The following is a 12364-nucleotide window of genomic DNA, read 5'->3' as shown; positions in this document are numbered from 1 at the left end:
GTTGACAATTCGGTTGACGACGCAACAAGGACAGACCGCCTATGCTGAGCGTGACACCGATTCCCGCTTTTAGCGACAACTATATCTGGCTACTGCGCCAGGATACGAGCCCGGAAGCCTGTGTCGTGGATCCAGGCGATGCGGCGCCGGTCATCCAGACGCTGGAGCAGGAAGGCCTCGCCCTCGGCACCATTCTCGTCACCCATCATCATCACGACCACACGGGTGGCCTGCCGGAGCTCATCGAACGCTATTCACCCGAGGTCATCGGCCCCGACAACCCGGCTATCTCGGGCCTGACGCAGCGAGTCGGTCAAGGCGACTCCTGCCGCGTCATGGGACGTCGCTTCGACGTCCACGAGGTGCCCGGCCATACCCTCGATCATATCGCCTTCTTCACGGCTGGCATCCCCCCACTGCTGTTCTGCGGCGACACGCTGTTTGCGGGGGGCTGCGGCCGGCTGTTCGAAGGCAGCCCGGAGCAGATGTACCGCTCTCTACAGACCCTGGCCGCGCTGCCGGACGACACTCTGGTTTTCGCGGCTCACGAGTACACCCTGGCCAACCTGAAATTTGCTCAGGCGGCGGACCCGCACAACCGGGACGTTGCCGATGCCCTGGCGGAAACTCGGCGTGCCCGCGAGCACGACCGCCCCACTCTGCCCAGCCAGATTGCACGCGAGAAGCGCATCAATCCCTTCTTGCGCTGTGCAGACCCGGACGTACGCGCCACCGCTTCTCAGCATGGCAATACCGAAACCGACCAGAGCACCTTCGCGACCCTGCGTGCCTGGAAAGACGGTTTCTGACATCGATTTTAAAGACACGTTTTCAAGACACGGCTTTTCAAGAATCGACGAATCCCATGGGCAACGCGACGACGAATGCCCAGAAGGAGAACGCATGACTTATCGAACGACGAGGCAGTGGACGCTGGCACTTGCCGGGGGTATCGCCATGATTGGCGCGCTGTCGGCGACCAGCCCGGCGCTGTTGGCATCACCTCATCCGGGCGCCTCACCTGCCTTGCCCACTCACCATTTCTGGGACGACCTGAATCTCGAGGCCATGCCGGGAGATGCCTGGGAGCGGTTGCGCGACAATCTGGCGTGGCAGGATCGTCGCCATGACGCCCGGGTGCAGCACTGGATCGAGCATTACCGCGCCAACCCCCACAACGTGGTCGAGATCATCGAGCGCGCCCGCCCCTGGATGGCCTGGATCACCGAGCAGGTGGAACTGCGCGGGCTGCCCGGCGAAGTGAGCCTGATCCCCTTCGTCGAAAGCTCCTACGACCCCCATGCCCGCAGCAACCGGGGCGCAGCCGGGCTCTGGCAGTTCATGCCCGGGACCGCCGATGCCCTGGGGCTGCGCCGGCATGGCGGCTACGATGGGCGTCTCGATGTGGTTGCTGCCACTCACGCCGCGCTGGACTACATCGAGCTGCAGGCCGAGCAGTGGTATGAAGGCGACATCGAGCTTTCGCTGGCGGCGTACAACGCCGGCGCCGGTACGGTCAACCGCGCGCGGCATGGCGCTCAAGCTCGCGGCGAAGCCGGTGATTACTGGCAGTTGCAGTTGCCCAACGAAACCATGCAATACCTGCCCAAGCTGAACGCCATCGCAGCGATCATCGAAGATCCCGATGCCTATGGTGTCGCCCTGCCCGAGATCGACGATGCGCCTGCCTTTGCCAAGGTGCCGGTCAATCGGCCCATCGAGCTTTCCCAACTGGCCAGGGCGACTGGCGTTGCCGCCTCGGAACTCACCTCGCTCAATCCCGGCCTTACCAACGGTAGCGCCAACCCGTCCACGGTCGAGGTGGTGCTGGTGCCGGTCGAACAGGAAGAGCTGATACTGGCCGAGCTGAGCGCTCCGGCACCGCAAACAGCACCAGCGCCGGCTGGCGACAGCCAATATCTGGTGCAACGAGGCGACAGTCTCTCTGCCATTGCGGCTCGTCATAGCATCAGCGTGGCCGAGCTACGCCAGCATAACGGCCTGCGTGGCGACACCATTCAGGTGGGCCAGACGCTCGAGATTCCTCATCGCAGCCTGGCCGCACGGTAAAATAGGCAGCAACGCAGCACAAACCGAGGTTTACAAGCGACGGGTGGCCTGACACCTTATGGCGGTAATGCTCGATTTTCCGGGATAGCCCCTACCAAGGATGTCTTAGATGCGGTTCGTCTTGCGCTCCACGCTGTGCTGCTGCCTGTTGATCGGCGGGTGGGCCTCTCCGCTCGCGGCCGGTGCCGATACCGTTCCTACCGTCCACGGCCTGGCTCTCTACGATGAGCCTGCCCTGCCCGAAGATTTCAGCCACTTTCCCTATGTGGAGCCCGATGCTCCCAAGGGTGGCACCATGACGCAGGCGGCGGTAGGCAGCAGCTTCGATTCGACCAACCCTTTCATCATCCGCGGCACGCCGGCCATCGGCATCGGCCAGATCTACGATACGCTGCTCACCGAGAACGCCGACGAGCCGTTCAGCGTCTACGGCTTGCTGGCCGAAGGCATACGGCTCGATCCGGAGCGCTACTGGATCGAGTTCGACCTGCGCCCTGAGGCCCGCTTTCACGACGGCGAGCCGGTAACGGCCGAAGACGTGGTGTTCAGCTTCAACCTGCTGATCGAGGAGGGCAATCCGTTCTATCGCGGCTATTACGCCGACGTCGAACGGGTCGTGGCGCTGGATCCTCATATCGTGCGCTTCGAGTTCTCCACCAACCACTCGCGTGAACTGCCGCTGATCGTCGGTCAACTGCCAATCCTGCCCAAGCACTACTGGGAAGAACGCGACTTCAGCGCTCCGACGCTGGCACGCCATCCCGGTTCAGGACCGTACCGAATCGCCAGCGTCGAGCCCGGTCGGCGCATCGTCTATCGGCGCGACGACGACTACTGGGGGCGCGACCTGCCGGTCAACGTCGGCCGGCACAACATCGACCGCCTGATCTACGACTACTACCGCGATCGCGACATCGCTTGGGAAGCCTTCAAGGCGGGTGTGATGGACTACCGCATCGACGCCCGCGCGGCCACCTGGGCCATCGGCTACGATTTTCCCGCCTATCGCGACGGCCTGGTCAAGCGCATCACCGTGCCGGACGGTCAGCCTTCGCGCATGCAGTCGTTCGTGTTCAACCTGCGCCGCGACAAGTTCCAGGATCCCCGCGTTCGTGAGGCGCTGAACCTGACCTTCGACTTCCCCTGGCTCAACGCCAACCTGTTCTACGACTCCTATCACCCCACCGAGAGCTATTTCCAGAACTCCGAGATGGCCGCCGAGGGCTTGCCGAGCGAAGCGGAGCTCGAACTGCTCGAACCCCATCGCGATGAACTCCCCGCGCGTGTATTCGACAGTCCGGTACCCATCGATCATCCCGAGGATCTTCGCGAACGCCTGCGGCTTGCCTACGATCTGCTGCTCGAAGCCGGCTACGAGGTACGGGACGGCAGATTGGTCGATGAGCGTGGACGCCCTCTCACCGTCGAGGTGATGCTGTTCGACAGCGGCATGGAGCGCGTGGTGCAGCCGATGCTGCGCAACATGTCGCGCCTTGGCGTGCAGGGCCGGCTGCGCATCGTGGACATCAACCAGTTCCTCAACCGTCTGCGCAGCTTCGATTTCGACATCGTCGTCGGCCAGTTCCCGCAGTCGAACAACCCCGGCAACGAGCAGCGCGAATACTGGACCAGCGAGTTCGCCCACTCGCCCCAGAGCCGCAACCTGATGGGGCTCGAGAGCCCGGCGGTGGACGAGCTGGTGGAACGCATCATTCGCGCCGACAGCCGGGAGGAGCTCAACACCGCCACGCGTGCGCTGGACCGGGTACTACTGTGGAGTTTCATCACCGTTCCCCAGTACCATTCCGGCGAAACCCGCATAGCGGTATGGGACAAGTTCGGCTATCCGGAGCCGTTTCCCAAGTATGGCTTGGACCTCTCGGCCTGGTGGGTGGACACCGCCCGCGAAGCCGAGTTGAACCGCCGTCTGCGACGCAGATAGGCAGTCACCGTTTGCTACCCAAGCTTCTACGAGGATGATCTATCGTGAGTCGCTACATCCTGCGCCGCCTGCTGCTGATGATCCCGACCCTGATCGGCATCATGCTGCTCAACTTCATCATCGTGCAGGCCGCCCCGGGCGGGCCCATCGACCAGATGCTGGCCCGCTTCGAGGGCATGGACGCCATGGCCAGTACCCGTCTGGATGCCGGCGGCGGCGACGTGGTGGTACAGGATGAGTCGCGCGGCGCTCGCGGCGTCGATCCGCGCTTCATCGAGCAGCTCGAGCAGCAGTTCGGCTTCGACCAGCCGGCTCACATCCGCTTCCTGACCATGATGCGCGACTACGCCACCTTCGACTTCGGCAACAGTTTTTTCCGCGATAGGCCAGTGGTGGAGTTGATGATCGAACGCCTGCCGGTGTCGATCTCGCTGGGCCTGTGGACCACGCTGCTGGTTTATCTGATCTCGATCCCGCTGGGGATACGCAAGGCGCTGCATCACGGCTCACGCTTCGACGTCTGGACCTCGGGGCTGGTGATCGTCGGCTATGCCATTCCCGGCTTCCTGTTCGCCATTCTGCTGATCGTGCTGTTCGCCGGAGGCAGCTACTGGGACCTGTTTCCGCTGCGCGGATTGACCTCGCCGGACTTCGAGGAGCTCTCCACCTGGGGCAAGATCAAGGATTACTTCTGGCACATCACCCTGCCGGTCACGGCCATGACCATCGGCAGTTTCGCCACCCTGACCATGCTGACCAAGAACAGCTTCCTGGACGAGATCCACAAGCAATACGTGCTGACGGCGCGAGCCAAGGGCGCCAGTGACCGGCGTACGCTGTATGGCCACGTGTTCCGCAATGCCATGCTGATCATCATCGCCGGCCTGCCCGGGGCGCTGGTCACGATCTTCTTCACCGGATCGCTGCTGATCGAGGTGATCTTCTCCCTCGAAGGGCTTGGCCTGCTCGGTTTCGAGGCGGTGATGCAGCGCGACTACCCGGTAATCTTCGGCACCCTGTTCCTGTATACCCTGATCGGTCTGATTCTGAAGCTGATCTCCGATCTCACCTATGTCTGGGTGGACCCGCGCATAGATTTCGAGACCCGGGAGTCCTGAGACGATGCCCATTGCCTTCACCTCCAAGCTCTCCCCCATTGCGCGCCGTCGTATCGATGTCTTTCGCAGCAACCGGCGTGCCCGGATCTCGCTGTGGATCTTCCTCGCCCTGTTCGTGGTGAGTCTGGCGGCGGAGCTGATCGCTAATGACAAGCCCATCGTCATGCAGTACGACGGGCAGTGGTACGTGCCGCTGCTGGTGGACTATCCCGAAACCGAGTTCGGTGGTTTCCTGCCTACCCGGGCGGACTATCACGACCCGTTCATCCAGCAGCAGATCGAGGAGAACGGCTGGGCGCTCTGGCCGCTGATTCCTTTCTCCTACCAGACGCTGGACATGCAGATGATGCGGCCTTCACCATCGCCGCCCGACGCCCGCCACTGGCTGGGCACCGACGATCAGGGGCGCGATGTGCTGGCCCGGGTCATCTACGGCTTTCGCCTGTCGGTCTTCTTCGCTTTGGTGCTTACCGCCGGCTCGCTGGTGATGGGGGTGATCATCGGCGGCATACAGGGCTACTTCGGCGGCAAGACCGACCTGATCGGCCAGCGGCTCACAGAGATATGGTCGGGGCTGCCGGTGCTGTTCCTGCTGATCATTCTGGCCAGCCTGGTACAGCCCGGCTTCTGGTGGCTGCTGGGTATCATGCTGTTGTTCTCCTGGCTCGGCCTGGTGGACGTGGTGCGCGCCGAATTCCTCCGCGCGCGCAACCTGGAGTACGTCCGCGCGGCCAAGGCGATGGGCCTGCCGTCGAGGCTGATCATGTGGCGTCATGTACTGCCCAATGCCATGGTCGCCACGCTGACCTTCATTCCGTTCCTGTTCACCGGCGCTATCACCACCCTGACGGCTCTCGACTTCCTCGGCTTCGGCCTGCCGCCAGGCTCGCCCTCCCTGGGCGAACTGGTGGCCCAGGGCAAGAACAATCTGCATGCTCCGTGGCTGGGCATCACCGCCTTCGTCAGTCTGTCGCTGATGCTCTCGCTGCTGGTTTTCATCGGCGAGGGGCTGCGAGATGCCTTCGATCCTCGCCATATTCAGCACGCACCCAGCGCCACCCCGTTGACCAGGACTCAGCCCAATGCCTGATTCGCAGCCCTTGCTTCGCCTCGACAAGCTGTCGATTGCCTTCGGCGACAAGCCGGTACTCCAGGAGCTCTCGCTGGAGGTTCATCGTGGTGAAACCCTGGCACTGGTCGGCGAGTCCGGCTCCGGCAAGTCGGTCTCAGCGCTCGGTGCCATGAACCTGCTGCCGGACAACGCCCAGGTCAGCGGCGGTCGCTGGCTGGGCGAGACGGATCTTGCCGCGTTGAAGAAGCGCCAATGGCAGTCGCTGCTGGGTAGACGGGTGGGCTTCGTGTTCCAGGAGCCGATGACCTCGCTCAATCCGCTGCACACCATCGCCAAGCAGATCGGCGAGACCCTGCGCTTGCATCAGGGGCTGTCAGGCCGCGCGGCACGTGAGCGCAGCCGCAAGTTGCTCGAGCAGGTCAAGCTGCCGCGGCCCGATGAGCTGCTCGACGCCTGGCCGCACCAGCTCTCCGGCGGCCAGCGTCAGCGCGTGATGATCGCCATGGCCATCGCCAACGATCCTGAACTGCTGATTGCCGACGAGCCTACCACGGCACTCGACGTGACCGTGCAGCAGGACATCCTCGCCCTGCTTGCCGAGCTGCGCGAGCGACATGGCATGGGCATGCTCTTCATCACCCACGACCTCAATCTGGTGCGGCGCCATGCCGATCGCGTCTGCGTGCTCTACAACGGCCAGGAGCAGGAAACCGGCCCGGTCGACGACGTCTTCTCCTCGCCCCGCAGCGCCTACACCCGTACCCTGCTGGATGCGGAGCCGACGGGACGCCCCGCCCCGGTCACCTCGACGGCCCGCCTGCTCGAAGCACGTGGCGTCTCGGTCAGCTTTCAGCGCTCCAAGCGCTTGTTCGCCAAGCGCCCGCCCGCTTTCGAGGCGGTGAAGCCGATCGACCTGCACCTGGCCCCCGGTGAAACCTTGGGCATCGTCGGCGAATCCGGTTCCGGCAAGACCACGTTGGCCATGGCCCTGCTGCGCCTGGTGGAGTCGCGCGGGGAGATCGAACTCGATGGAGAACGGTTGGACCGACTGACCGGCAATGCCCTGCGCAAGCGGCGCCGCCGTATCCAGGTCGTGTTTCAGGACCCCTATGGCTCGCTGTCGCCGCGCATGCCCGTCTCGGACATCATCAGCGAGGGGCTGCGTTTCCATTATCCCGAGCTTTCCGAAGAGGAAGTCGCCGCGCGGGTGACGGCCGCCATCAAGGAGGTCGGGCTGCCGAGTGATTGTGCCGCGCGCTATCCCCACGAGTTCTCGGGTGGTCAACGCCAGCGCATTGCCGTGGCCAGGGCGCTGATTCTGGAACCCGCGCTGGTCGTTCTCGACGAGCCCACGTCGGCCCTCGACCGCACGGTACAGAAGCAGCTCGTGGAGCTGTTACGTGACCTGCAGGCTCGGCGTGGTTTGAGCTTCTTGTTCATCAGCCACGACCTCGCGGTGGTTCGTGCCATGGCGCATCGCGTTCTGGTACTCAAGGACGGTGAGCTGGTGGAACAGGGGGAATGTCTGCCGCTGTTGGCTGAACCTACCAGCGCTTACACTCGGGCCTTGGTCAAGGCTGCGGGCTTGTCTGCTTATGATTGATGTTTCCGACTTTTCGTATACGGAAGAAAACCATAAAAGATAACGGTATAAAACTAGCAGCTAGAACATCACCACGCGATTTCAACGCACACCGTGACATAATGTGAATCCTACTGACCGGGAACGTCACTCATGCGCCGCCTTGCCCCGCTACTGTGGCCCTGCCTAACGTTGTCACTGGTACTGCTTCTGTGGCCAGCCATTGCCATTGCCTCGGCACCGGCGCTGGATCTTGACGAGGGCTGGGAGTATCGCTGGGGCGACTCACCTTATCTGGCAGACGGCACGCCAGCGTGGCTGGTCGAAACCTCAACGGAAGGCGCCTGGCAAAGCATCGACTTCCCTTCCAACCCGCCGGAACGAGATGGTCAACGTCATGCCTGGTTCAGGGTCAGCCTGCCGGCAGGCGAATGGCGCGATCCGGTGCTTTACGTCTACAGCATCGATCTCATTGCCCAGGCCTTCCTGGACGACGTATTGATCTACCAGCATGGCAGCTTCGACGAGCGCGGCGAGGGGCCGTTCGTAGGCTGGCCGTGGCACATGATCAGCCTTCCGGAAGATTTCGCCGGCCGCCAGCTATCCTTCCGGGTCTATTCCAACTACACCGATATCGGCCTGTGGGGCGAAGTCCGTCTGATGGATCGCCCCGACCTGTTCGCCATGATACTCCAGCGCTCGGCGACCGATCTGGCCGTCAGCGCTTTCTGCCTGCTGCTTGCTCTGCTCGCCGCCGGCTTCGCCCTGGTGCAGCAGCGACGCCGAAACTACCTGGGCATTGCGCTGTTCTCCTTCGCCTCCGGCATCATGATCCTGGCCGAAACCCAGGCCAGCCAGTTCCTGCTGGCCAAACCGCTGGCGTGGGACTATATGGCCGCGGGTGGCTACTATGCCCTGCCGGTGGGAATCGGGCTGCTACTGGAAACCTGGTTCTGCGGTCGGCACAAACGCTGGATTCGCTACCTTTGGCAATTCCACCTGGCTTACTGGTTGCTGGCTATCGGCCTGGCCCTTGCTGGTATCGTCAATCTGTCCAGCACCTTTCCCGTGTTCGACGCCTTGCTGGCCATCAGTCTGCCGCTGCTGTTCGCCCTGCTCATCGGCAGTCTCAAGCGGCTTGGTGGGGAGCAGCGCCTGATCATCGCCGCCTACGGCGTGTTCGGCTTGCTGCTGTTGTTGGACATGTCGGTCGCTCATGGCCTGCTGGCCTGGCAGCGCATTCCGGTCAGCCTTGGTGCGCTCCTGTTCAGTCTCGTCATCGTGGCCATTTCGCTGCGCCACTACGCCCGTACCCAGCGCGAACTGGTCGTGCTCAACCAACGGCTGGAAAAGGAAGTGGCGGAGCGTACCAAGGAGCTGCAACAACTGGTCGAACGCTTCCGCATCTTCTCTTACCAGGACCCTCTGACCGGGCTCAAGAACCGCCGCTACTTCAATGAGATCTTTGCCCGCGAGGCCGCCATTGCCAAACGCGGCGCGCCCCTGACCTTGGCCATGCTCGATATCGACCATTTCAAGCTCTTCAACGACCTGCACGGTCATGAAGCCGGGGATTGCGTGCTGATTACCACGGCACGGCTGATCGGTGAGCATTTCCGCGAGGCGGATGTCGTCTGCCGCCTTGGCGGTGAGGAGTTCGTCATTCTCATGCCCTCGACGTCCGAAGGACAGGCCAGAGAGGCCATCGAGCGCCTGCTCGATACGGTCCGCAGGCACCGTTTCGAGCATGGCGACAGCGCTCTCGGCAGCGTCGGTCTGTCCTGCGGGATCGCCAGCTATCCGACCCATACCGACGATCCCTGCGCCCTGCTCCAACTGGCTGATACGGCCCTCTATCATGCCAAACGCAGCGGACGCGATCGCTGCGAGACGTATGCATCCGCCATCACTTGATCAGTCGAAGGATTCCACTTCGTCAGCAGTCAGTTCGCGCCACTCTCCCTGGCCTAGCGAGCCCAACGTCAGCGCCCCAACGCTCTCCCGGTGCAGTGCGGTGACGTGATTCCCGATGGCAGCGAACATGCGCTTGACCTGATGGTAGCGCCCTTCGTACAGCGTCAGCTCGGCTTCATGGTCGCTGCGCATGACGAGATCCGCCGGTAGTGTCGGCTTCTCCTCCCCATCGAGCAGAAGACCTTCCTCGAAGCGCGCGATGGCTACCTTTAGCCCATCCCCCACCAGCGGTTCGGCCAGGGTGGCACGATACACCTTGGCGCAGCGCCGTCGCGGCGATGTGACACGATGCGCCCACTGACCATCGTCCGTCAGCAGCACGAGTCCGGTCGTGTCGACGTCGAGTCGCCCTACCGTCTGCAGTCGTTCGGCCTTGGGCAGCTCGATCAGATCCACAGCGCGTGGATAGAGCCCGCGCCGCGCGCTGCACTCCACGTCGGTGGGCTTGTGCAACATCACATAGCGCAATCCAACCAGCGCAAGGGGCTTGCCGTCCCACTCCACCCTGTCATCCTCGCCCACCTTCGTCGCGGCCTGCTTTACCACGGCGCCGTTCAGGGTGACTTCACCACGGTGCAGCGCCTTCTTGGCCAGGCTTCGAGTCAGCTCGGTAGTTTCCGCGAGAAATCGATCCAGACGCATCAGAACCCGACCCCATCGGCCAGCGTGAAGTGGTCGGCATCGCGCCAGGCGGGAAACTTCTCGCGGAAGGCCTCGAGATCGGCATGCGAGAGCGTGGCGGTCTTGATGAAGGTGGTGCCGTGAGGCTCATCGATGAGCGCCTCGCCCTTGAAGTCCACCAGCATCGAGTCGCCGGCGTACTGCATGCCGTTGGCATCCTCGCCGACCCGGTTGACCCCGATGACCGGACACAGATTCTCGATGGCGCGGGCCTGCAGCAGGATTCGCCACGGGTGCCGCCGTGGCGCCGGCCAGTTGGCCACGCACAGCAGCGCATCGTATTCGAAATGCTCGCCGGGCTCGGGGCTCTGACGCAGCCACACCGGGAAGCGCAGGTCGTAGCAGACGCTGAGCAGGATGCGAAACCCCTTGAGCGTGACGATGACCCTGTCGTGCCCCATGGAGTACCGCTCATGCTCGCCGGCCATGCGGAACAGATGCCGTTTGTCGTAGGTGACAAGACTGCCGTCCGGCCGTGCCCAAACCAGGCGGTTGTAGTACTGGCCGTCCTCGACGATCGCCACGCTGCCGGTGACGACGCAGTTGCGCTTGCGGGCCTGCTCGCTCAACCAGGCCACGGCGCGACTTTCGGCCATGGATTCGGCCATTTCCCGGGAGTTCATGGTGAAACCGGTCGAGAACATCTCCGGCAGCACGATGAGATCGGTCTCTTCGCCGCCGAGTTCACCCAGCAGTTCGTCGAGCAGGCGGCAGTTTGCATCGGGGTCCTCCCAGCGCAGGTCGCACTGCACCAGGGTGGTACGCAAATCGCTCATGTTGGTTCCCTTGCTGTGTGTCTTGCCCAAGAATGGTTACTTGCTTTCAGCCTACCCCAGGCGTCGCCGTGCGTCAGCCCGGATGCCGTTTCGCATGCGGCTGCATAAGAGCATGGTGATCAATACCGTAGCCTGCTAAGTTTAAGCCTTTCCACGCTACAGCTTTCCAAACCACAGCTTTCCACACTACTAGAGAGTCGAAAATGTCAGTGTTGCCCCTCACGGATCGCGAAGCCGCCAGAGGTGTCGGCTTCGGCCTGCTCGCCTATGTCATGTGGGGCTGCTTTCCTCTTTTCTTCGCCCTGTTCGAGGGCGTTCCTGCTTTTGAAGTGCTGATCCATCGCATCATCTGGTCTTGCCTGTTCCTGGTCGGGCTGGTGACGCTGCTAAAGCGTTGGGGGCCGATTCGCCGGGCATTGGCGGAGCCACGCCGCCTGGGCCGGGTGCTTGGCTGCGCCGTGCTCATCGCCATCAACTGGGGACTGTACATCTATGCCGTCGAGACCCGCCAAGTGTTTCAGGCCAGTCTCGGCTACTTTCTCACGCCGCTGGTCAACGTGGCGCTGGGTCTGCTGGTACTGCGCGAGGCCATGGCGGGACTGCAGCGCATCGCGGTGCTGCTGGCGGGCACGGCCATCGTCATCCAGCTCCTGCTGCTGGGTGAGCTGCCATGGATCAGCCTGACACTGGCGTTGACATTCGGCACCTACGGCCTGCTGCGCAAGCAGGTCCCGTTGGACGGGCTGTCCGGGCTTTTCGTCGAAACCCTGCTGCTGCTCCCATTGGGGCTGATGGCCCTGGCCTGGCTCAGTACCGCCGAACTCTCTCACTTCATGGACGGGCCACGGCTCACGCTGTTGTTGATCGCCAGCGGCGTAATTACCGCCCTCCCTCTGCTGGCCTTCGCCGGCGCGGCGCGACGCCTGCGCCTCGCTACGTTGGGCTTCTTGATGTACCTGAACCCCACCATTCAGTTCTTCATCGCCCTGCTGGTGTTCCGCGAGCCTCTGTCGATGGTGCAGTTGGGCACCTTCGGGCTGATCTGGGCCAGCCTGGCCCTCTACTCATGGTCGGCCTGGAACGACAGGTCCCGCTCTCCACTCGCTCCGGCCGGCGCACCGCAGCAAAGCAAAAGCGAGAGGCTTTGAC

10 protein-coding genes are annotated in these 12364 nt (G+C 63.1%); 8 read left to right on the top strand and 2 right to left on the bottom strand.

Translation table 11 applies throughout. The features are described from left to right. The first annotated feature begins 41 nt into the window (after positions 1–41). The 7 genes from gloB to B8115_RS14480 all read left to right on the top strand — a co-directional run bounded on the left by gloB (position 42) and on the right by B8115_RS14480 (position 9698). A complete protein-coding gene (gene gloB, locus B8115_RS14510; protein WP_010628539.1) occupies positions 42–809 on the top strand; it encodes a hydroxyacylglutathione hydrolase in 768 nt (255 codons plus the stop codon). A gap of 94 nt (positions 810–903) precedes the next feature. Next, positions 904–2070, top strand: a complete 1167-nt coding sequence (locus B8115_RS14505) for a transglycosylase SLT domain-containing protein (protein ID WP_010628538.1) — start codon at positions 904–906, stop codon at positions 2068–2070. 109 nt (positions 2071–2179) lie between these two features. Further along, the gene (locus B8115_RS14500; protein ID WP_010628537.1) at positions 2180–4012 is read left to right on the top strand and encodes an extracellular solute-binding protein; all 1833 of its coding nucleotides are present in this window, start codon (positions 2180–2182) and stop codon (positions 4010–4012) included. Positions 4013–4056: 44 nt separating this feature from the next. Next, the gene (locus B8115_RS14495; protein WP_010628536.1) at positions 4057–5130 is read left to right on the top strand and encodes a microcin C ABC transporter permease YejB; all 1074 of its coding nucleotides are present in this window, start codon (positions 4057–4059) and stop codon (positions 5128–5130) included. 4 nt (positions 5131–5134) lie between these two features. After that, entirely contained in the window at positions 5135–6220 is a 1086-nt protein-coding gene (locus tag B8115_RS14490) for an ABC transporter permease (RefSeq protein ID WP_010628535.1), read from the top strand. Next, a complete protein-coding gene (locus tag B8115_RS14485; protein WP_010628534.1) occupies positions 6213–7805 on the top strand; it encodes an ABC transporter ATP-binding protein in 1593 nt (530 codons plus the stop codon). Before B8115_RS14490 ends, B8115_RS14485 begins: the two co-directional genes overlap by 8 nt. 132 nt (positions 7806–7937) lie before the next feature. Further along, a complete protein-coding gene (locus tag B8115_RS14480) occupies positions 7938–9698 on the top strand; it encodes a GGDEF domain-containing protein (protein WP_010628533.1) in 1761 nt (586 codons plus the stop codon). Here B8115_RS14480 and B8115_RS14475 read toward each other — a convergent pair whose 3' ends face one another. Further along, the gene (locus tag B8115_RS14475; RefSeq protein ID WP_010628532.1) at positions 9699–10400 is read right to left on the bottom strand and encodes a pseudouridine synthase; all 702 of its coding nucleotides are present in this window, start codon (positions 10398–10400) and stop codon (positions 9699–9701) included. Next, complete coding sequence (locus tag B8115_RS14470) at positions 10400–11215, bottom strand: amidohydrolase (protein WP_010628531.1); 816 nt, start codon at positions 11213–11215, stop codon at positions 10400–10402. The genes B8115_RS14475 and B8115_RS14470 overlap by 1 nt, the downstream gene beginning before the upstream one ends. 203 nt (positions 11216–11418) lie before the next feature. On the opposite strand from B8115_RS14470, the gene rarD reads away from it, so the two are divergent. Continuing rightward, positions 11419–12363, top strand: a complete 945-nt coding sequence (rarD, locus tag B8115_RS14465; RefSeq protein WP_010628530.1) for an EamA family transporter RarD — start codon at positions 11419–11421, stop codon at positions 12361–12363. The last annotated feature ends 1 nt before the right edge of the window (position 12364 follow it).

The sequence above is a fragment of the Halomonas sp. KM-1 genome, assembly GCF_000246875.1.
Taxonomy (GTDB): domain Bacteria; phylum Pseudomonadota; class Gammaproteobacteria; order Pseudomonadales; family Halomonadaceae; genus Halomonas; species Halomonas aerodenitrificans.
Note: the sequence above shows the minus strand (reverse complement) of the source record. Positions and strands in the feature narration are given on the sequence as shown.